The organism is Mesorhizobium sp. WSM4808 (genome assembly GCF_055811675.1).
This window is the reverse complement of record NZ_JBVVQX010000004.1, coordinates 261,732-283,031: the sequence shown is the minus strand read 5'-3', so window position 1 is coordinate 283,031 and position 21,300 is coordinate 261,732. Positions and strand designations below refer to the sequence as shown.

Sequence of the window (21,300 nt, the reverse complement as noted above, 5' to 3'; positions counted from 1 at the left end):
ACGAGCGCCAAATCATCTAGATTGCCATGAACGGGCATTGCGAAGAGGATAGTGCATGACGGTTGGCCGAACGCTTCTCAAGTCGTTGCTGGCGGCAGCCCTTCTGGCGGCGGGCTTGCAGGGTGCCCGCGCCGACGAATGGCGCACCACCTCATCGCTGATCGGCGAGTCCAAATACGGCGCCAATTTCCAGCACTACGACTACGTCAACCCGAACGCGCCCAAGGGCGGCACGCTGAATTCGGTGGTGCCAGGCACATTCGACAGCTTCAACCCCTACATCGTCCAGGGATCACCGGCCGCGGGCCTGGTCGGGTTCGGCGGCGGCGTGCTCTACGACACGCTCATGGAGCAGGCGACCGACGAAGGCAGCACCAGCCATCCGCTGATCGCCGATGCCTACAAATATCCTGATGATTATTCCTCCGCGACCTACCGGCTCGATCCGCGCGCCAAATGGCATGACGGCCAGCCGATCACCGTCGATGACGTGATCTGGTCGTTTCATGTGCTCAAGGCCAACAGCCCGCAATACAGCCGCTATTTTGAAAATGTCACCGATGCGGTGGCGATTTCGGATCGCGAGGTGGAGTTCCATTTCAACCAGAAGGGCAATCGCGAACTGCCCAAGATCATCGGCGACCTTGCCGTGCTGCCGAAACATTGGTGGGAAGGCACCGATGCCAACGGCAAGAAGCGAGACGTAACCAAGCCGACGCTGGAAATTCCGCTCGGTTCGGCCGCCTACAAGATCGCCAGCTTCAAGCCGGGTTCGGAAATCATCTGGCAGCGTGTGCCGGACTATTGGGCGGCCAAGCTGCCGGTGAAGATCGGCCGTGAGAATTTCGACACCCGACGCTACACCTATATCCTGGACGACAACGCTGCCTGGCTCGCCTTCACCAAGGGTGGGCTGGAAGACATCAACCGCGAATACAGTTCGCGCAAATGGGCGACGGCTTACAATTTCCCGGCATTCCAAGCCGGCGATGTCATCAAGAAGGATTTCCAGACCCAGGCGCCGGAACCGATGCAGGGCTTCGTCCTCAACCAGCGGCGGCCGCTGTTCCAGGACCGGCTGGTGCGTGAAGCGCTGACCATTCCGTTCGATTTCGAGAGCATGAACCGCACACTGTTCTTCGGCTTCAACACCCGCACGTCGAGCTATTTCCAAGGCACCGAACTGGCCTCGAACGGGTTGCCGCAGGGCAAGGAACTGGAAATCCTGGAAAAATACCGAGACAAGCTGCCGCCCGAACTTTTCACCCAGGAATTCAAGCTGCCGGTTTATGATTCACCGCAGGCGGAACGGAAGTACCTGAAACAGGCGGTCGATCTCTTCGCCAAGGCGGGCTGGGTGATCAAGGGCGGCAAGATGGTCAATGCCAAGACCGGCGCGCCGTTCAAGTTTGAAATCCTCGGCTGGAACGACACCGACCAGGTCATCGCCAGCCCCTACATCGCCAATCTGCGCAAGATCGGCGTCGACGCCACTTTGCGCATCATCGACCAGACGCAGTACATCAACCGCGTCAACAATTTCGATTTCGATGTCGTTACCGGGATGCTGCAGCAGTCGGAATCGCCGGGCAACGAGCAGCGCGACTTCTGGAGCTCGAAAGCTGCCGACTCGCCCGGTTCGCGCAATCTGATGGGCATCAAGGACCCGACCGTCGACGCGCTGGTCGATCGCATTATCTTCGCGACCGATCGCGACGATCTCGTCGCCGCCACCCATGCGCTCGACCGCATCCTGCTGTGGAACTTCTACGTGGTTCCCCAATATTACCGGTCGGCGGTGTGGCTGGCCTATTGGGACAAGTTCAAATTCCCCGACAAGCAGCCTGCCTATGCCGGAGCCGACATCGATTCCTGGTGGATCGACCCGGACAAGGAGAAGGCGCTGGCGGCCAAGTACAAGGGTGGCAATTGATGGCGGCCCTTCCCCGCCGCGACTTCCTGGCCCTGGGCAGTGCCGCGGCAGCCGCCGCCTTGCTGCCCGGCAAGGCCTTCGCCGACACTGCGACCGGCACCAAGCTGCACGGCCTGTCGGCCTTCGGCGACCTCAAATACAAACCCGATTTCGCGCATTTCGACTACGTCAATCCTGACGCCCCAAAGGGCGGCCAGATGAATTTCGCGCCGCCGAACTCGACCCTCAATCAGAGCTTCCTGACCTTCAACACCCTGAATTTCCTGGTGTTGAAGGGAGAGGCTCCGCCGCGCGCCGAACTCTGTTTCGATTCCCTGATGACAAGCGCGCTCGATGAGCCGGATGCGGCCTACGGCCTGCTCGCCGAAACCGTTACCCTGTCGCCAGACCGCAACGGTTTCCGCTTCGCCCTGCGACCGCAAGCGCGTTTTCATGACGGCTCGCCGCTGACCGCGGACGACGTTGTCTTCGCGCTGAAGCTTTATAAGGACAAGGGCCATCCGAACCTTTCCCAGGCGTTGCGGTACATGACCGACGCGGTTGCGGTCGATCCCGCCACCGTCAACCTCACTTTCAACGGCGAACAGTCAGCGCAAAACATCCTGGCGATCGTGGGGATGCCGATCGTCTCCAAGGCCTTTTATACGGCCAATGATTTCGATGCCTCGACCATGACACCGCCGCTTGGCTCGGGTCCCTACAAGATTGGACGCGTGGCGGCCGGACAGACTGTCGAATATGACCGCGTGGCCGACTATTGGGGCCGCGATCTGCCAGTGAACCGCGGCCTCTACAATTTCGACCGCATCCGCATCGACTTCTATCTTGACCGGCAGGCGGCGTTCGAAGCCTTCAAGAAAGGCGACACGCATTTCCGCGAGGAATTCACCTCGCGGGTATGGGCGACCGGATACGACTTTCCGGCGCTGAAGGACGGCAAGGTCGTCAAACGGGAATTTCCCGGTGAGAAGACGCCGGACATGCAGAGCGTCGCACTGAACCAGCGTCGTCCGCAATTCCGCGATGAGCGGGTGCGGCGGGCGATCGCCAGGTGCTTCGATTTCGAATGGATGAAGCGGGCGCTGTTTTACGGCTCCTACGAGCGTTCTCAATCGAACTTCGAACGGTCGGATTACAAGGCCGAAGGCCTGCCCTCGCCTGAGGAATTGGCCCTGCTGGAGCCGTTCCGGGCCGAATTGCCGCCAGAGGTTTTCGGTGAAGCGGTGACGCAGCCCCTTTCCGACGGTTCGGGCCATGACCGCAAGCTGCTGGGCGAGGCTTCGAGATTGCTTGCGCAGGCCGGCTGGAAGCGCGATGGCAGTTTTGTCGTCAACGACAAGGGTGAGCGGCTGCGGGTCGAAATGCTGGCGGAGGACGACGGCATCGTTCGCATCTACACCCCGTGGTCCGAGAATATGAAGGCGATCGGGATCGACGCATCGATCCGGCAAATCGATTCGGCGCAGTATGAGCAGCGGCACAGCAATTACGACTTCGATCTTGCCTTGCTGCATTGGTCGATCGGGGCGACGCCGACTGACGACAGCCTGCAGATGCTCTATGATTCCCGAATGGCGAAAATCCCGGGGCAGCGCAACTATCCGGGCACGGAAAGCAAGGCCATCGACGCCCTGATCGCGGCAGCCGGCAAGGCGAAAGACCGTATAGAACTCGTCACGGCGCTCAGAGCGCTCGACCGGGTCTTGCGCGCGCGGCTGGACTGGATTCCAACATACTATCTGGCGAATCACCGCGTCGCCTATTGGGACATGTTCGGCTTTGTCGAACAGAAGCCCGATTTCGGCTTTCCGGTCGAGACGCTGTGGTGGTTCGATAAGGGCAAGGCGGCAAGAATTGGCAAAGGCTGAGATGTTCGCTCAACGAGGGCAGAAGGCCTGATGGGCGCCTATATCCTGCGCCGCATCCTTTTGATGATCCCGACGCTGTTCGGCATCATGGCGATATCCTTCGCCGTCATCCAGTTCGCCCCCGGCGGTCCGGTCGAACAGGTCATCGCCCGGCTGACCAATCAGGGCGGCAGCGACCGCCTCGGCGGCGGTGGCGGCGACGCGGGTGCTGGGGGCAACCTGGATGTCGCCGGTGACGTCAGTTCGAAATATCGCGGGGCGCAGGGGCTCGATCCGGAATTCATCAAGAAGCTGGAAAAGCAGTTCGGCTTCGACAAGCCGCCGCTCGAGCGCTTCGGCATGATGCTGTGGAACTATGCCCGCTTCGATTTCGGCGACAGCTATTTCCGCGACATTTCGGTGCTCGACCTGATCCTGGAGAAGATGCCGGTGTCGATCTCGATCGGGCTGTGGATCACGCTTTTGTCCTACCTGATCTCGATCCCGCTCGGCATCCGCAAGGCGGTCAAGGACGGCACTCCCTTCGACGTCTGGACCAGCGGCGTCGTCATTGTCGGCTATGCCATTCCGGGCTTCCTGTTCGGCATCATGCTGATGGTGCTGTTTGCCGGCGGGTCTTTCTGGGACTGGTTTCCGTTGCGCGGCCTCACCTCGGACAATTGGGATCAATTGTCCTGGTGGGGAAAGATCGTCGACTATTTCTGGCACATGACCTTGCCGCTGACCGCGCTGGTGCTGTCGGCCTTCGCCACCACGACGCTGCTGACCAAGAACTCGTTCCTCGAAGAAATCCGCAAACAGTATGTTGTGACGGCGCGGGCCAAGGGTCTGTCGGAACGGCAGGTGCTCTACGGCCATGTCTTCCGCAACGCCATGCTGATCGTCATCGCCGGCTTTCCTGGCGCCTTCATCTCGGCCTTCTTCACCGGCTCGCTGCTGATCGAGAACATCTTCTCCCTCGATGGCCTCGGCCTGCTCGGCTTCCGGTCGGTGGTCGAGCGCGACTACCCCGTGGTGTTCGCCAATCTTTACATCTTCTCGCTGCTGGGGCTGTTCGTCGGTCTCTTGTCCGACCTGCTCTACACCTGGGTCGATCCGCGCATCGATTTCGAGCGGAGAGACGTCTGATGTCGGAGACTACAGTCCCCGTGGACGCGGCACCCGCGCGGATCAAGCGGCCGTTTCTGTCGCCGCTCAACAAGCGGCGCCTGCAGAACTTCAGAGCCAACCGGCGCGGCTACTGGTCGCTGTGGATCTTCCTCGTCCTGTTCGTGCTGTCGCTGTTTTCCGAGTTCATCGCCAACGACAAGCCGATCATCGCCTCCTACAAGGGCGAGATCCTGTTTCCGGTGCTGGTCGCCTACCCCGAGGAAAAATTCGGCGGTTTCTATGCCGTCACGGATTATCGCGACCCGGTCATCCAGGACGAGATCAACGCCAATGGCTGGATGATCTGGCCACCGGTGCGCTACTCCTATCAGACCGTCAACAACGCCATTCCGGAAGCAGCACCGGCCAGGCCGTCGTGGCAGTATGACGCCACGAAGCGCTGCAACCAGTATCCGCAGGGTGCCGCCGACCCGGCCTGCATGGTCGGCAACTGGAATTGGCTCGGCACCGACGACCAGGCGCGCGACGTGCTGGCACGCGTCATCTACGGCTTCCGCATTTCGGTGCTGTTCGGCCTGATCCTGACCGCCGGCTCGGCCTTGATCGGCGTCGCGGCCGGCGCCGTGCAAGGCTATTTCGGCGGCTGGACGGATCTCTTGTTCCAGCGTTTCATCGAAATCTGGTCCGCCATTCCGGTGCTCTATCTCCTGCTCATCGTCGCCGCCATCCTGCCGCCGGGCTTCTTCATCCTGCTCGGCCTGATGCTGCTGTTCTCGTGGGTGGCGCTCGTCGGCGTGGTGCGGGCCGAGTTCCTGCGCGCCCGCAATTTCGAATATGTCAACGCGGCCCGGGCGCTCGGCGTGCCCAACCGCACCATCATGTTCCGGCACCTGCTGCCCAACGCCATGGTGGCGACATTGACCTTCATGCCCTTCCTGCTCTCAGGCTCGATCTCGACGCTGACCTCGCTCGACTACCTCGGCTTTGGCCTGCCGCCCGGCTCCGCCTCGCTCGGCGAACTGCTCAAGCAGGCGCAGCGGAACCTCAATGCGCCGTGGCTCGGCATTTCCGGCTTCGTCGTCATCTCGCTGATGCTGTCGCTGCTGGTCTTCGTCGGCGAGGCGACGCGCGACGCCTTCGATCCGCGCAAGACGTTCAGATGAGCGAAGCCCCCTTGCTCAGCGTACAGGACCTCAGCGTCGCCTTCAGCCAGGGCGGCGGCCAGTCGACGGCGGTCGACCACATCTCGTTCGACATCGCCAAGGGCGAGACGGTGGCGCTGGTCGGCGAATCCGGTTCCGGCAAATCGGTCTCGGCGCTTTCGGTGCTGAAGCTGTTGCCTTATCCAAGCGCCAGCCATCCCTCGGGAAAGATCCTGTTCCAGGGCGCCGACCTGCTGGCGATGAACGAGAAGCAGTTGCGGCAGGTGCGCGGCAACAAGATCACCATGATCTTCCAGGAGCCGATGACTTCGCTCAATCCGCTGCACACGATCGAGCAGCAGATCGTCGAGATCCTGAAGCTGCACCAGGGCATGGCCGACCGCCCGGCCAAGGAGCGCACGCTGGCCTTGCTCAACGAGGTCGGCATCCGCGATCCGCACAAGCGCCTCGATGCCTATCCACACCAGTTGTCCGGCGGCCAGCGCCAGCGCGTGATGATCGCCATGGCGCTGGCCAACGAGCCCGAACTTCTGATCGCCGACGAGCCGACGACGGCGCTCGACGTCACCGTGCAGGCGCAGATCCTCGAACTGCTGGCAGGCTTGAAGAGCCGCAAGGGCATGTCGATGCTGTTCATCACCCATGATCTCGGCATCGTGCGCAAGATCGCCGACCGTGTCTGCGTGATGACCAAGGGCAAGATCGTCGAGACAGGGCCGACCAAGGAGATCTTCGCCAATCCGCAGCATGCCTATACGCGGCATCTGCTGGCGGCCGAGCCGAAGGGCAAGCCGCCGGCCGCCAATGCCGATGCCAAGCCTGTCATGACCGGCAAGGACGTAAAGGTCTGGTTCCCGATCAAGCAGGGCTTCTTCCGCCGCACCGTCGACAATGTGAAGGCGGTCGACGGCATCGATGTCACCGTGCGCGCCGGCCAGACGCTTGGCGTGGTCGGCGAATCCGGCTCCGGCAAGACGACGCTCGGCCTGGCGCTGGCAAGAATGATCTCGTCGACCGGAACGATCCAGTTCAACGGTCGCGACATCAACCAGCTGACTTTCAACGCCATGCGGCCGCTCAGGCGCGAATTGCAGATCGTCTTCCAGGATCCGTTCGGCTCGCTCAGCCCGCGCATGTCGATCGCAGAGATCATCGAAGAAGGCCTCAAGATCCACGAGCCGAAGCTGTCGCCCGACGAGCGCGACGACAAGGTGGCCGCCGTGCTGAAGGAGGTCGGGCTCGATCCGGCGACACGCAACCGCTATCCGCACGAGTTTTCCGGCGGCCAGCGCCAGCGCGTTGCCATCGCACGCGCCATGGTGCTCAACCCGCGCTTCGTCATGCTGGACGAGCCGACATCGGCACTCGACATGAGCGTGCAGGCGCAGGTCGTCGATCTGCTGCGCAGCCTGCAGGCCAAGCACGACCTCGCCTATCTCTTCATCAGCCATGATTTGAAAGTCATCCGGGCGCTCGCCAACGACGTCATCGTCATGCGCAATGGCCGGATCGTCGAAGCTGGTCCTTCCCAGCAGATTTTTGAAAATCCGCAAACCGACTATACTCGGGCGCTGATCTCGGCCGCCTTCAAGATCGAGACGGCACCGGTCGGCATCGTCAGCGAGTGATTTGCGTAGAGAGGGACTAAAAGACCGCAATGGAAAAAGGCCGTATCCTGCTTGCCGTCACCGGCTTTCATCCGCAGCGCTGGCGCGAGCTCCTGTCGGCCGAGCGCGAGGTGGTGCTGGAGCCCGACGGCGCCAGCGACCCGTCCATCACCTATGCCGTGGTGTGGAAGCAGAAGCCGAACCTGTTGTCGTCGCTGCCCAATCTGCGCGCCATCTTTTCGATCGGCGCCGGCGTCGATCATATCTTCGCCGATCCCGGCCTGCCCGATGTGCCGATCGTCAAGGTCGTCGCCGACAATCTCACCCAGTACATGACCGAATATGTCGTCTGGCGGGTTCTCGATCATCACCGCCAGGGCCTGCTCTACCGGTCGCAGCAGCCGAAGAAGATCTGGCACGAGCCGCAGCAGAGGCCTGCCGGTGACATTTCGGTCGGCATCATGGGCCTCGGCAGTCTCGGCCGCGCCGCGGCCTCGGTGCTTTTGCCGCTCGGCTTTGCCGTCAATGGCTGGTCGCGCACCGACAAGGTCATGGAAGGCGTCGCGACTTATTCCGGCGAGGCTGGACTGATCCCCTTCCTCAAGGCCACCGACCTCCTGGTGGTGCTTTTGCCGCTGACGCCGGAGACCAAGGGCATTATCAACTACGGCGTGCTGAAGGAACTGCGGAAACGCAACGGCCTCGGCGGTTCGGTGCTGATCAATGCCGGGCGCGGCCGTCTGCAGAAGGATGCCGACATCTTGCGGGCGCTGGATGACGGCACATTGAAGGAGGCGAGCCTCGACGTGTTCGAGGTCGAACCGCTGCCGAAGACCAGTCCGCTGTGGGGGCATCCAAAAGTGTTCGTGACGCCGCATGCGGCAGCGACCTCCGATCCGGTGCATCTGGCGCCGATCATGCTGCGCCAGATGGACGCCTTCGAACGCGGTGAAAAGCTGGACAATCTGGTGGACCGCAAGGCGGGGTACTAGCCAGGCAGAGCGAGCTTCTTCTGCTTGTCCGGCTGGCCGCAGTCGCGTCGATCGATCGACCGGTTCATGGCATCGATCTCACCGCTCGCCTTGTCGGTATCGCGCTTGGCCTTGGAGCGCATGTCAGGCGTGAACGGGCCGAAGCCCATCGCCGGGTTGGAGAATGTCGGCTTGGCCTTCGCCGGAAGGTTGTATTGCTGCGCCAAGCCGTTGCGCTGCGCCAGCAACTGATCGCACGGCACGGTGTCGTATTGCAGGGAGGACTGGACGTTCGCATCCTGCTGTTCCGACATCGAGGTGCCGCCGACACAGCCGGCGGTCAGCAGGCAAGAGGCCAAGATCATCATGTTCCAGCGCATCGGCTATGCTCCTCCTGATATCCCGCCCTGATGCGAGCAGATCGCAAATATCAGTCGCGCATGCAAATCGGACTTTTTCACAGCAAGAAGCGGCGAGGCTGCCCCTCCGCTGGCGCGTGGCTGACGGAGCATCAAACGAAAAACCCGCCTGCGCGGCGGGTCACTGGCGCAACTCAGCACCATGGGCGAAAATGTACCATAGCTGAGGGCAGGGTGTCAAGAAAAAATTCCTATCGCTGCCGGCAAAAGCTGCCGACACCGCCGAACTGGCTGTCGTCAGGTCCTTTGTCGGGCTGAGTTCGGAGCCCCGGCCACAACGACCAACCCGTTGACGTGTTCCCCACGATCCTGCCGGATGACGGTTGGCTCCAGTGAGAGGACCGAAAGCCCGTTGGCGGCCAGGACGTCGCGCACATAGTGTTGCGCATGCGCATAGCGGCGCGACGGCAGCAGCACGAAATCGCCATCGCCAGCCAGCGTCTCGACGGAAAACGCGAACAGGCCATCCGTGGCCAGCAAGCCGGCAATCGTCTTCACCACGCCGTCCAGCGCGCCGACATAGATGAAAACATCGGCCACCGTCACCAGATAGGCTTTCGGACCGGCATAGGGAAAATCCCGCAGATCGGCCTTGTCGAGGAAATCGTAGACGCCCTTGGTCCGCGCCTTTCTCAGCATTTTGGCCGAAATGTCATACCCCTCCAGCCGGTCGACGATCGGCCGCAGCCTCTGCCCCATCAGGCCGGTGCCGCAGCCGAGATCCAGAGCGAGCGGGAAGCGTCCCGGCCTTGCCGCTCGAATGGCCTGGTCGAGCATTTCAGGCAGGCGGTAACTCAGCCTGCCGACCAGGGACTCATCGAAGCTCTCGGCATAGTGGTCGAACAAGGTCTCGACGAAGGCGCTGGGGAGCGCGTCGGGCGCCGGCGCCTTGCCGATCAATTGCAGGTTCAGTGCAGCGCCTTGACGATCCGATGGATCGAGTTGCAGCGACATCGTCCAGGCCTGCGCGGCCAGCTCCGCCGCGCCCGCCGCCTGCTGCATCTCGCCGAGGCGAAACCAGCCCATCGCCCATAGCGGTGTCATTTCCAGGGCGCCGAGCAGCAATTCCGCCGCCGCCGCATGATCGCCATCCGCGTGCAGCATCTCGGCATAATCGGCACGGCGATCGGCGTTCAAGTCGCCGGACGAGGCCTGAAGCGGTTTCATGACGATGGATCCTGCCGGCGGATCGAGCCGGCGGTGCTCTATGCCGGAGTCAGCAGTGACTTACAACAGGCTTCCCGCCGCGGAATTATATCCTATCTTGGAGATCATGCGCGCCAGCGACCTGCTTCATCCCCGGCCTGAAGGCCTCTATTGCCCGCCGGGCGATTTCTTCATCGACCCGGTCCGGCCGGTCAACCGGGCACTGATCACGCATGGCCATTCCGATCACGCGCGTTCCGGCCACCGCTCGGTGCTGGCGACGCGGCAGACGCTCGACATTATGGGCCTGCGCTACGGCGAGGATTTCGCGGGAACAACGCAAGCGGCACAGCTCGGCGAGACGATTGCACTCAATGGCATCAGCGTCAGCTTCCATCCAGCCGGCCATGTGCTGGGCTCGGCGCAGATATTGGTCGAGCATCAGGACACGCGCATCGTCGCTTCCGGTGACTACAAGCGGCAGAGGGACGCGACCTGCGCGCCATTCGAGCCGATCCCGTGCGATGTGTTCATCACCGAAGCGACCTTCGGCCTGCCGGTGTTTCGCCATCCGCCCGACACCGAAGAAATCGCTCGCTTGCTGAAATCGGCGGCGCAGTTCCCCGAGCGCTCGCATCTGGTCGGCGCCTATGCGCTGGGCAAGGCGCAAAGGGTGATGCGGCTGTTGCGCGACGCCGGCTACGACAGGCCGCTCTACATCCATGGCGCGCTGGCCAAACTCAGTGAGTACTACCAGAGCCAAGGCATCGATCTCGGCACCCTCGAACCGGCGACCGTCGAAAGCGGCGGCAAGGATGATTTTACCGGCGCCATCGTCGTCGGCCCGCCATCGGCCTTCGCCGACCGCTGGGCGCGGCGTTTTCCCGATCCGATCTCGTGCTTCGCGTCGGGCTGGATGCGCATTCGCCAGCGCGCCAAGCAAGGCGGCGTCGAGCTGCCGCTGATCATCTCCGATCATGCCGACTGGGATGAGTTGACCGCCACGATCAAGGAGACCGGAGCCGAGGAGATCTGGGTGACCCATGGCCGCGAGGAAGCGCTGGTGCGCTGGTGCGAACTCGAAGGCATCGCCGCCCGGCCGCTGCATCTGGTCGGCTACGAAGACGAGGGCGATTGAAGCCATGAACCGCTTCGCCGAGCTTCTCGACCGCCTGGTGCTGACGCCGTCGCGCAACGGCAAGCTGACCTTGCTGACCGACTATTTCCGCGCCGTGGAGGATCCCGATCGCGGGCTGGCGCTGGCTGCCATCACCGGCGATCTCCACATCGCCGCGGTCAAGCCGGCGATGCTGCGCATGCTGGTCACCGAACGCATGGATCCGGTGCTGTTCGGCTATTCCCACGATTATGTCGGCGATCTCGCCGAAACGGTGTCGCTGATCTGGCCGCAAACGCCTGGGAACATCGCGAACCGCGAGCCGACGCTTGGCGAAGTCGTGGCCAAACTGCAGGCGGCAAGCCGCTCCGACGGACCGAAGGTGCTGGCCGGGCTGCTCGACAGCGCGGGCATCTCGGCGCGCTTCGCGATCATCAAGCTGGTCACCGGCGGCTTGCGCATCGGCATGTCGGCGCGGCTGGCCAAACAGGCGCTGGCCGATTTCGGCAAGGTCGACGTGGCCGAGATCGAGGAACTCTGGCACGGGTTGACGCCGCCTTACACAGCGCTGTTCGCGTGGCTGGAAGGCAAGGCCGAAAAGCCCAGGAACACGGCGTTGGCATTGTTTCGCCCGGTGATGCTGTCGAACCCGGTCGGTGACGGCGATCTCGAAAAGCTCGATCCGGCGGATTATGCCGCCGAATGGAAATGGGACGGCATCCGTGTCCAGGCGGTGGCCGAGGGCGGCATCCGCCGGCTCTATTCGCGCACCGGTGACGATGTTTCCGGCGCCTTTCCGGACCTCGCCGATGCCATGCATTTTTTCGCAACGCTGGACGGCGAACTGCTTGTCGGCGATCCCCGAGAGGCGACGGGAACCTTCTCGGATCTGCAGCAACGGCTGAATCGCAAGACGGTGACACCGAAGATGCAGCAGCAATACCCGGCCTTCATGCGCTGCTACGATCTGCTCCAGGTCGGCGGCGAGGATCTGCGCGCGCTGCCGTTTCGCGAGCGGCGCGGCCGGCTGGAAGCGTTTGTCGGAACGCTCGACCCGAGCCGTTTCGATCTTTCGCCATTCGTCGACTTCACGGATTGGCAAACGCTTGAGGAACTACGCCGGGTGCCGCCGCATCCGATCATCGAAGGCGTCATGCTGAAGCGCTGGGACTCAGCCTATGTCGCCGGCCGGCCGAAAGGTCCATGGTTCAAATGGAAACGCGATCCGCACACGGTGGACGCGGTGCTGATGTATGCCCAGCGCGGCCACGGCAAACGCTCGAGCTTCTATTCCGACTATACGTTCGGCGTCTGGACAGGTGCCGAAGGCGAAGAGGAACTGGTGCCGGTCGGCAAGGCCTATTTCGGCTTCACCGACGAGGAGTTGAAGCAGATCGACAAATATGTCCGCGACAACACGATCGAGCGTTTCGGGCCGGTGCGCTCGGTGCGGGCCGACCGCGACAACGGCCTTGTGCTGGAAGTCGCCTTCGAAGGGCTGAACCGCTCGACCCGGCACAAATCCGGCGTCGCCATGCGCTTTCCCCGCATTTCGCGGCTGCGCTGGGACAAGCCGGCCAACGAGGCCGACCGCATCGAGACGCTGCAGGCGCTGCTCGACCGCTAGACCGTTCAGCGCTCTTACGGCTCGATCGAAACGCGGATTTCGTAGATGTCCGCGGCCTTGCCCTGCTTGTCGAAGTCGGAATTGATGGCAATGGTGCCGGCCGAGCCCGGACGCTTGTCGGGAAACTGCACATCGAACAGATATTCGTTCTGCTGCTGGCCGACCGCATAGCGCTTGCGGCCGCAGTCGCCGAGTTCGCCGAAATTGCAGTCGACCGAAATCTGCGTCTCCTTGCCTTCTTCGGAGCGGGCAATGATGTCGAACACGGCATGTTTGCCGGCCAGCTTCTCCAGCACGCCTTGTCCGACGTCGAAACTGATCGCCGAACCGGACGCGCCGGAACGGATGCGCAGGAACGAACCGGTATCGTCCTTCATCACCTCGGCCCTGGCGTCAGACGGCGCGCTGACATGGGATGCATCGGCCGGCGAAAACACATTGATCCAGTCGCGCGCCTGGTCCGCGGCGTCGGGTTTTGCCGGACCGCCGTCGGCCGGTGTGAAATCGTCGTCCTCGACGGTCGGCGGCGCCTGCGGCGGGGCGGTGTCGAGTTGCGCGGATGTCTTGAACACGCCGGTCTGCACGGCGAAGAACAGGCCGATGCCAACCGCGGCGAGCAGTGTTACGGTCAGGAAGATGGCGGTCAGCGGCAGGCGACGCCCCCTTATGCGCCGTTCATCGCGGTCGGGCGCCACTTCCGTCGTCGCGCCGGCCGAGGCCGGAACCGACATGTCGATGGCCGGAGCATCGGGAAGCGTGGCCTCCGGCATGATGTCGGGAACGACGGGCAGAACGCGGGAGCGCGGCGCATCGGCAGCGGATTGCACGGGTCCGTCGACGACGACATCGGGGGACGATGCCTGTCGGCCGGTTTCGATCGCGGGCGCCGGATCCGCTCCGAGTTCGACCGCCGGTGCATCGCCCTGCGGACCGACATCCGGCACCGCCGGCAGGAACTCGGATTCGATTTCGGTGATTTTCGCCTGAATTGCCTTGCGGCGCTTGATGGCGACCTCAACGGTCACACCCGGATTGGCCTGGAGCGCGCGATCGAGCGCGGCAAAAGCCGAGCGATAGACCCTCTCGCGGAACGCGCGGTCCTCGGCATTGCCTTTCTCCAAGGCGTTCCGGATCGCTTTTTCGATCGCGTCCAAGCGGGTCCCTCTGTCTTTGCCAACCTTGCCGTGATCGTTAGCCGCAGGCGACCAATCAATCAACGGGCGAGCGGCGTATTCTGCCTCGCAGAGGTGTGCAAAGTCCATTCCGGCGCTGTTCCGGCAACAAAATCAGCATGTTTCGCCGATTTTCGCGCACAGGGAGCACACGCACCGTGCGCCGCATTCCCTTGGCGACTGACTGGCGGACAAGGCGGCGGCCGGCTTTCGAGGGTGCCACGACGCCGACGCAGGAATTGCCAAGTCGCATCTTGAATTCGCGCCCGGTTGCGTCTATCACCGCCGCATCCTGGAGGCCTTGGCTTCCTGGGCCGCTTTAGCTCAGTTGGTAGAGCACCGCATTCGTAATGCGGGGGTCGCGTGTTCGAGTCACGCAAGCGGCACCATTCCTCCTCCATTTTTGTCGTCTGTCTGCCCCTTCGCAGCTGGTGCAAAGGATTGCGGCGCCGGCCTGGCAGATCTGCCATTGTCGAGACACCGGTTTGGTGTGAAAATCATGGCCTCAGCATGGGAGGTCAAAAATGCCCAACAATTTCAAGACCGGAGACGTCGTCAGGCTGAAATCCGGAGGTCCCAGGATGACGATCAGCGATGGGGCAGCCTCGGGCATGTATCTGTGCCACTGGTTCAATCGCGAGGGCGAGGTGTGGACCCCGCAACATGCCGGGTTCAAGCCCGAACAACTGATTGCGGCCGACCAGTCGGACTAGAGTTCCTTCCATCCAGATCGAGCCGGGATGGGCACCCTCTTTTGTCCGGGCGTGAACGGATCAGCAGGCGCGACCGACGGATTTTCCGGGTCGCGGCGTTTAACGGTTGAAGCGCGATGGCGGCACAAGCCGTCTGCGTCGCGCCAACCTGGAGACGCACAGCATGATCAGTCGTTCGATATCAGTCGTTGCCTTGAGTTTGCAGACCGTTGCGGCTTTCGCCCAGGCAACGACGCCGCCTGCACCGCCGACCGCCGCGCCACTTGCCGCGCCAGGCGCTTCGGGGACCAGGTCCGACATCACGCTGGCCAAATTCCAGAAGCGGCGCGAAAAGGCGATCATGGCGGCCGACACGGATGGCGACGGCAAGATCAGCCTGCTGGAATGGGAGGCCTTTCAGACGAAGCGCAACGTCAAGGGCGACGCCGCCAAATCCTTCGCGCGGATCGATTCCAACCATGACGGCTTCATCGATCGCGCCGAACTCGATGCATTCTTCGCCAGGCGCTTCGCCCGGCTGGACAAGAATGCCGACGGCATTTTGACGGCCGACGAACTGCCGGGCCACAAAACCGCTCCCAAGCAGGAGCAATGACCAAGAGGCAATGACGCGCGATGAATATCGGGAGTGCGCCGACTGATGGCTGCGGATCCGGACGAGGAACTGGTTCGCCGTGTTGGCGCCGGCGAGCCGGCAGCGGTGCAAACCCTCGTCGCGCGCAAGCTGCCGCGTATCCTGGCGCTTGCCGTGCGCATGCTCGGCGATGCGGCGGAGGCCGAAGATGTCGCGCAGGAAACCTTCGTGCGGATCTGGCGCCATGCCGCGAGCTGGCGGCGCGGCAATGCGCGCTTCGACAGCTGGATCCACCGGGTGACGCTCAACCTTTGCTACGACCGGCTGCGTCGCAGGCGCGAGTGGGTGACCGGCGACCTGCCGGAGATGGTCGACCCCGCGGCACTTCCCGACGCCCATCACCAAGAGGACGCGCTTCGGGTCGAACGCGCACTGCAAGCCATAGCGCCGCGCCAGCGCGAAGCCATCGTTCTGGTCTACTATCAGGAGATGTCCAATATCGAGGCGGCAGCGACCTTGCAGGTCAGCGTCGATGCCCTGGAGAGCCTGCTCGCGCGCGGCCGGCGGTCGCTGCAGGCGATCCTGACGGGGGATGGCGCCGATGAGTAAGCACCGGGCAAGCACCAACGCACCACGGCCATTGCGCCTTGCTGGTGCCGCCTGGCGCTCGGCGCCGACGGGCAAGGGGGCGACACATGGCTGAAGGATCCAGGAACGAACCCGCAATGGATGCCAAGCGCTTTGCCGCCTTGGCCCAGGCCTATGGCGGCGACTTGCGGCGATGGCCCGAGGCTGAGCGAATGGCCGGCACGGTCTTTGCCGCGAGCGGCGCGGGCAAGGCCATCTTGAGGCAGGCCGGGACACTTGACGCGCTGCTCGACAGCTACCGCGTCGACGCCCCGGACAAGGCACTGCACGGCAGCATTCTGCAGGCTGCCGGCCGGCACCTCGTCCAGCGCCGGCGTAAGCGGTTCTGGTGGCTGGGGCTGGGACTTGCCGGCATTGGTCTGGCCGGTGCCGTGGCAGGGCTGGCCCTGGTGACCATCGTCACGCCGGAGGTCCAGCCGGACCATTATGTGCTGGATGCCAATGCGACGGCGTTTGGCGATGCCGGCCCCGCTGCCGAGAACGGTGAGGAAAGCCTATGAGCACGCGCTGGGTCCGTGGTCTGGTTATTGCTTCCGTGGTGCTGAACGTCTTTCTTGCCGGCGCATTCGTCGGCGGTGCGGTCTGGCTGAGAAATGCCAAAACAGGTGTCTCGCTGGAATCGGCCGGCCGACAACTTCCCGACCAGGATCGCAAGGCGTTCCGCGAGGCGCTGCGCCAGGTTCGCGTGCAGTCCCGTCAGATCATTCTCGATGGCCAGCAGGCCAGGCAGCAGGCAGCGGACCTGCTGCAACAGCCTGTCATGGACAAGGCCGCCGTGTCGGCGGCCCTGGAGCGGGCACGCAACGCCGACGCGACGGTTCGCACCCGGCTCGAGCAGGCCATTGTCGACTTCGCGGCGAACACATCACCCGAAAACCGGAGCGTGCTGGCACAGGCATTGCTGCGCCACATGGAACGCCGCGCTGCCGTGGCGCCGAAAAAATCGCCATGACGACCGACGGAAAAGGCGGGAGACGCCGTTTAACGAAGAGAAGGGACAAGCCTGCCCGATCGCACCGTGCCGGGCGGCCATCTTCAAACTCGAATGCACTCGGAGCCCAATTATGAGTCGCCTGAAAAACTATGCAGCAGCCGCTATCCTGGCGGTCAGTGGAACTGTCGTGACCGCCACCGCGTCCAACGCAATGCCCGTCATGTCTGTAACCCATCCGGCCGCCCCGGCATTGGTCGAGCATGTCCGCTGGGGGTGCGGCATCGGCTGGCACCCGAACCGATGGGGCCGTTGCGTGCCGAACGGCGTCGTCATCGTGCGCCCGCGCTACCACTACTGGCACGCTCCGGTCTATGGCTGGCACCCGCACCATCACTGGCGCCGCTGGCACCATAACTGATCAAAGCACCGCGGGGTCAGGCACCTGGCCCCGCGTCAGCGCCGGCGCACGGGCAATCCTGTCAGCCAGCCCGGAGTTAAGGTTAGCGCCGCTCCAATCCGTGGACGCCCGCTAGATATCTCAGCTGATTGGGTCCGGCCCCAGCGTCGCCACCGTCTTCAGCGCGCCGTCGAGCATGTCGCCCTTCTCATCCTTCAGCGCCATTTCGCGCAGGCGGCGGATCCAGTCGGCGGCGTCGGCGCGGCCCTTGACCAGATCGAGCGCGGACAGAACGCGGTCGAATTTCGACTGTGCCCGGACATGGGTGTCGCTGTAGCCCTTGATCAGCCGGCGACAATTGAGGATCTCGACGGCCAGTGCGTAATCCTGGGGCACATGGTCGAGAGCCAGCGCGTACCAGCGATCGAGATGCGCGATCTCAACCTTGTGGCGCAGAAAGCTGCGGCGCCAGCGGCGCAGGCCGCCGATGAACCACAGAGCGGCAAAGCCAGCAAAACTGTCGGTGCGGATGCGGCGGCCATGGTTGATGCGGCGATCGAGAAAGGCGGCCAGCTTTGGGCGGCTTTCGATATAGCTTCCCAGTCCCGCCGGCAGCGTGCCGCAGAACTCCTCGATGCGCGGGTGGAAATATTCGGTCACCTGCAGGATCGAGCCGTCCTTGACGCCGACCTCGCGGCGCACGCGTTTGTCGCGCGTCGAACGTGTCTTGAGATCGGCGACACGGATCATGTCGTCGTAGCATAGCGCGTTGGCCAGATGCTTGGCAGCAGCGATCGACAGGCCATAGCCCTGAAGCGGCCCGTCCAGCGCGACGGCCTTGTCCAACCGGTCGAGATACTCGCGCCCATAGGCGATGTCCTGATAGTCGACGACCTTTCTCAAGCCCCGAAGTGCCATGTCGCGTACGGCTACCGGCAACAGGTCGATGCGGGCAGCCAAGGCCTGCCAGCCCTGCAGCAGGTTTTGCGGGCCACTCACCTGTCCTGTGCCCAGGGCAGATTCGACAATCGCGGGCTCAGCCGACTTCTGCGCCGGTGCTGCCGTGCCGCGCGCGCGGTCAAACGCAGCGCCGAAGGCGGCGAGGCTGGCCTTGACGCCCCGGCCGCCGGCACCGATCGCCTGTTCGTAGCTCTCGCGGGTGAAGGGCAGCGCATCGGACCCCGCTAGCGCGCCAAGCAGGCTGGCCGAGATCATCGAGCCATTGTCGGCTGCGATCTTTTCCATGTCGAAAGCGATGAAGCGCTTCGATGCGGCTTCCGCCGTCGCATGCACCTTGGAGGACGAAGCCCGGCCATCGCCCGGTTCGATCTTTTCCGACACGGCGGCGATGCGGTGCGACGAGGCAATCAGCGTGGTGCGGTCGGGCGTGACGAAGCCGCGAATGATGGCACGGCCGGCTTCCATCAATTCGGCGGCGATCAGGATGTCGACGTCGCCCTGCGACGGCGACAGCGCGAAGACCGGCAGCCGGCCGGTGTCGCGGGCCATCTCGACATAATAGATGGTGGCGCCGGTACGCTGGGCGACACCGGCGACCGAGGTCGATTGCGCAACATAGCCGTTGCGCTCGGCGACATCGGTGATCCAGTCGGCGAGCACGCCACCGCCCTGGCCGCCGACCGCCAGCACGGCGAGCTTGGTGACACGCTCGCTATCCTGAGCGCCGGCGCGGGCGCGAAGTGGGGGGACGGCGTCAAGCATCGGCGAAGGTCAGGCGCCGGCTTTCGCGGCGGCGCTGCAACAGGCTGATGGTGGCCCGGCGCGCGGCTTCCAGGAAGCGATCCCAGCGGCTCGGATTGTGCACGACGTCGGCGCGGTAGAAGGATGGGCAGAGCACCGCCGCATCGGCGACCTCGCCGCAATTGCCGCAGCCGACGCAGCTCTGGTCGATATGAGCGACCGGATCGTCGCGCAGCGGATCGTCTGTTGACTTGACCGACAGCGAGGGACAGCCGGACAGCCGCATGCAGGCATGGTCGCCCGTGCAGATGTCCTCGTCGACACCGAATTTCGGTTTCACGACACGGGTCCCGCCCTTGATCGCCTTGTCGACCAGCGGCTTTTCGCGGCGCTGCCGGTTGAGCATGCATTCGGACGAGGCGACGATGACCTTCGGCCCTTTCTCGTCCGTCGTCAGCGCCTCGCGCAGCGTGTCCTGCATCTTGGTCACGTCATAGGTGCGGTCGACATGGCGCAGCCATTTGACACCCATGCCTTTGACCGCCTCGGTGATCGGATGTTTCGTCGACTTGGTCTTGTTGCCGGCGCGGGACGAGAGGATGTCCTGCCCACCCGTGGCCGCCGAGTAAAAATTGTCGACGATGACGATGACGCCGTCGTTCTTGTTGAAAACCGCATTGCCGATCGAAGAGGTCAGGCCGTTGTGCCAGAAGCCGCCGTCGCCGACGAAGGAGATCGAGCGGCGCTTGGCATCAGGCGAATTGAAGGCTGAGGCGGAGGCCGGGCCCAGGCCATAGCCCATGGTGGTGGCACCGAGCTCGAAGGGCGGCATGATCGAGAACAGATGGCAGCCTATGTCGGAGGCTATGTGGTGCTTGCCGAGCTCCTGCTCGACCAGCTTGGTCGCGGCAAAGATCGGCCGTTCCGGGCAGCCGATGCAGAAGCCCGGCGGACGGCCCGGCACGACGTTGATCAGGTCGGCTGCGTCGACGCCGTCGCCGACCTTGTTGGGCGCTCGCACTTCGCCGGGCAAAAGATGCGGCGCCTCGGCGCGCAGGAAGGCGCCGATTCCGTCAAGCATGACCTGGCCGGTATATTCGCCGGCCATCGGCAGATGCTCCTTGCCGACCAGCCTGGTGCCGCGGCCCGCCTTGTGCAGCATCGAAGCAAAGGCCTGTTCGATGTAGTTGGGCTGGCCTTCCTCGACGACCAGCACCGCCTGCTTGCCCTCGCAGAATGACAGGAACTCGTCATCGATCAGCGGATAGACGGCGTTGAGCACATAGAGCGGCACGTCGGTGTCGCCATAAATGTCGGCAAGGCCGAGCCGCTGCAGCGCGCGGATGACCGAATTGTACATGCCGCCCTGCAGAACGATGCCGACCGAACCATGATCCGAGCCGAAGAACTCGTTGATCTTGTTCTTGGCGATGAAGTCCACCGCCGCAGGCCAGCGCTTCTGCACCTTCTCCTTCTCATGCAGGAAGGACGCTGGCGGCAGCACGATGCGGCCGGTGTCGCGGCGCGGTGCGTCAAGCGCATCGGCGACAGTCATCGGCGGCCGTTTGTTGTCCTTGGCGATGAAATGGCCGTGCACGTGGCAGCAGCGGATGCGCACCTGCAGCATGACCGGCGTGTTGGAAATCTCGGACAGTTCGAAACCATCCTCCACCGCCTTGACGATCGATGGCAGATTGGGGCGCGGATCGAGCAGCCAGACCTGGCTTTTCATGGCGAAGGCATGGCTGCGCTCCTGCATGATCGAGGAGCCTTCGCCATAATCCTCGCCGACAATGATCAGCGCGCCGCCGGTGACGCCGCCAGAGGCGAGGTTGGCCAGCGCATCGGAGGCTACATTGGTGCCGACCGTCGACTTGAAGGTTGCGGCACCGCGGATCGGGTAGTGCACCGAGGCGGCCAGCATGGCGGTGGCGGTGGCTTCCGAAGCGCTGGCTTCGAAATGCACGCCGAGTTCGCCCAGAATGTCCTGCGCATCGGCCAGCACGTCCATTAGATGGCTGATCGGCGCGCCTTGATAGCCGCCGACATAGCCGACGCCGCATTGCAGCAGCGCCTTGGTGATGGCGAGGATGCCTTCGCCGGCAAACTCCTCGCCGGCGCCGAGCCTGAGCTTCTCGACTTCCTTGGCAAAAGACCGTTCGGCCATTTTTTTCTCCCTTCCGTTACCGCCCGGGTTGGC

Annotated in this window: 19 protein-coding genes and 1 tRNA gene; 15 read left to right on the top strand and 5 right to left on the bottom strand. The window is 63.5% G+C overall.

Annotated features, from left to right (window positions below; all coding sequences use genetic code 11):
• The first annotated feature begins 55 nt into the window (after window positions 1–55).
• The 6 genes from AC0L2U_RS09050 to AC0L2U_RS09025 are packed head-to-tail and all read left to right on the top strand — an operon-like array spanning window position 56 to window position 8,673.
• Window positions 56–1,933 (top strand): extracellular solute-binding protein, encoded by a 1,878-nt coding sequence (locus tag AC0L2U_RS09050; protein ID WP_473601759.1) that lies wholly within the window; start codon window positions 56–58, stop codon window positions 1,931–1,933.
• Window positions 1,933–3,801 (top strand): extracellular solute-binding protein, encoded by a 1,869-nt coding sequence (locus AC0L2U_RS09045; protein ID WP_128362710.1) that lies wholly within the window; start codon window positions 1,933–1,935, stop codon window positions 3,799–3,801. The genes AC0L2U_RS09050 and AC0L2U_RS09045 overlap by 1 nt, the downstream gene beginning before the upstream one ends.
• A gap of 30 nt (window positions 3,802–3,831) precedes the next feature.
• On the top strand, window positions 3,832–4,929 hold the full coding sequence (locus AC0L2U_RS09040) for a microcin C ABC transporter permease YejB (protein ID WP_127321004.1): 1,098 nt from the start codon (window positions 3,832–3,834) through the stop codon (window positions 4,927–4,929).
• On the top strand, window positions 4,929–6,074 hold the full coding sequence (locus AC0L2U_RS09035) for an ABC transporter permease (RefSeq protein WP_473601758.1): 1,146 nt from the start codon (window positions 4,929–4,931) through the stop codon (window positions 6,072–6,074). The genes AC0L2U_RS09040 and AC0L2U_RS09035 overlap by 1 nt, the downstream gene beginning before the upstream one ends.
• Window positions 6,071–7,702: an ABC transporter ATP-binding protein gene (locus tag AC0L2U_RS09030; protein ID WP_127807990.1), complete on the top strand. Its 1,632-nt coding sequence runs from the start codon at window positions 6,071–6,073 to the stop codon at window positions 7,700–7,702. The genes AC0L2U_RS09035 and AC0L2U_RS09030 overlap by 4 nt, the downstream gene beginning before the upstream one ends.
• Before the next feature lie 29 nt (window positions 7,703–7,731).
• Complete coding sequence (locus tag AC0L2U_RS09025; RefSeq protein ID WP_473601757.1) at window positions 7,732–8,673, top strand: 2-hydroxyacid dehydrogenase; 942 nt, start codon at window positions 7,732–7,734, stop codon at window positions 8,671–8,673.
• Here AC0L2U_RS09025 and AC0L2U_RS09020 read toward each other — a convergent pair.
• Both AC0L2U_RS09020 and AC0L2U_RS09015 read right to left on the bottom strand, forming a co-directional pair.
• A complete protein-coding gene (locus AC0L2U_RS09020; protein ID WP_127326244.1) occupies window positions 8,670–9,032 on the bottom strand; it encodes a hypothetical protein in 363 nt (120 codons plus the stop codon). The genes AC0L2U_RS09025 and AC0L2U_RS09020 overlap by 4 nt on opposite strands.
• A 276-nt stretch (window positions 9,033–9,308) precedes the next feature.
• A complete protein-coding gene (locus AC0L2U_RS09015) occupies window positions 9,309–10,238 on the bottom strand; it encodes a class I SAM-dependent DNA methyltransferase (protein WP_473601756.1) in 930 nt (309 codons plus the stop codon).
• A gap of 106 nt (window positions 10,239–10,344) precedes the next feature.
• On the opposite strand from AC0L2U_RS09015, the gene AC0L2U_RS09010 reads away from it, so the two are divergent.
• Together AC0L2U_RS09010 and AC0L2U_RS09005 are read left to right on the top strand one after the other, a co-directional pair.
• Window positions 10,345–11,355, top strand: coding sequence for a ligase-associated DNA damage response exonuclease (locus AC0L2U_RS09010; RefSeq protein ID WP_473563770.1), 1,011 nt, complete (start codon window positions 10,345–10,347; stop codon window positions 11,353–11,355).
• 4 nt (window positions 11,356–11,359) lie between these two features.
• Complete coding sequence (locus AC0L2U_RS09005; protein ID WP_473601755.1) at window positions 11,360–12,961, top strand: cisplatin damage response ATP-dependent DNA ligase; 1,602 nt, start codon at window positions 11,360–11,362, stop codon at window positions 12,959–12,961.
• A 14-nt stretch (window positions 12,962–12,975) separates the two neighbouring features.
• Here the strand turns inward: AC0L2U_RS09005 and AC0L2U_RS09000 are convergent, their stop codons facing one another.
• A complete protein-coding gene (locus tag AC0L2U_RS09000) occupies window positions 12,976–14,115 on the bottom strand; it encodes a hypothetical protein (protein ID WP_473601754.1) in 1,140 nt (379 codons plus the stop codon).
• A gap of 331 nt (window positions 14,116–14,446) precedes the next feature.
• Between AC0L2U_RS09000 and AC0L2U_RS08995 the strand changes: the two genes are divergently transcribed.
• From AC0L2U_RS08995 to AC0L2U_RS08965, 7 genes are all read left to right on the top strand, one after another.
• Window positions 14,447–14,522: transfer RNA gene (locus tag AC0L2U_RS08995), tRNA-Thr, on the top strand.
• A 135-nt stretch (window positions 14,523–14,657) separates the two neighbouring features.
• On the top strand, window positions 14,658–14,846 hold the full coding sequence (locus tag AC0L2U_RS08990) for a YodC family protein (protein WP_023811455.1): 189 nt from the start codon (window positions 14,658–14,660) through the stop codon (window positions 14,844–14,846).
• Window positions 14,847–15,009: 163 nt separating this feature from the next.
• A complete protein-coding gene (locus tag AC0L2U_RS08985) occupies window positions 15,010–15,441 on the top strand; it encodes an EF-hand domain-containing protein (protein WP_473601753.1) in 432 nt (143 codons plus the stop codon).
• Window positions 15,442–15,486: 45 nt separating this feature from the next.
• On the top strand, window positions 15,487–16,029 hold the full coding sequence (locus tag AC0L2U_RS08980) for an RNA polymerase sigma factor (RefSeq protein WP_473601752.1): 543 nt from the start codon (window positions 15,487–15,489) through the stop codon (window positions 16,027–16,029).
• A gap of 86 nt (window positions 16,030–16,115) precedes the next feature.
• A complete protein-coding gene (locus AC0L2U_RS08975) occupies window positions 16,116–16,568 on the top strand; it encodes a hypothetical protein (RefSeq protein ID WP_473601751.1) in 453 nt (150 codons plus the stop codon).
• Entirely contained in the window at window positions 16,565–17,020 is a 456-nt protein-coding gene (locus AC0L2U_RS08970) for a periplasmic heavy metal sensor (protein ID WP_127269063.1), read from the top strand. Before AC0L2U_RS08975 ends, AC0L2U_RS08970 begins: the two co-directional genes overlap by 4 nt.
• 112 nt (window positions 17,021–17,132) lie before the next feature.
• A complete protein-coding gene (locus tag AC0L2U_RS08965) occupies window positions 17,133–17,420 on the top strand; it encodes a GCG_CRPN prefix-to-repeats domain-containing protein (protein ID WP_127397731.1) in 288 nt (95 codons plus the stop codon).
• A gap of 120 nt (window positions 17,421–17,540) precedes the next feature.
• On the opposite strand, the gene AC0L2U_RS08960 is transcribed toward AC0L2U_RS08965, so the two are convergent.
• Window positions 17,541–19,121, bottom strand: coding sequence for an indolepyruvate oxidoreductase subunit beta family protein (locus tag AC0L2U_RS08960; protein WP_473601750.1), 1,581 nt, complete (start codon window positions 19,119–19,121; stop codon window positions 17,541–17,543).
• Window positions 19,114–21,267, bottom strand: a complete 2,154-nt coding sequence (locus tag AC0L2U_RS08955; RefSeq protein ID WP_473601749.1) for a thiamine pyrophosphate-dependent enzyme — start codon at window positions 21,265–21,267, stop codon at window positions 19,114–19,116. Before AC0L2U_RS08955 ends, AC0L2U_RS08960 begins: the two co-directional genes overlap by 8 nt.
• Window positions 21,268–21,300 lie beyond the last annotated feature (33 nt).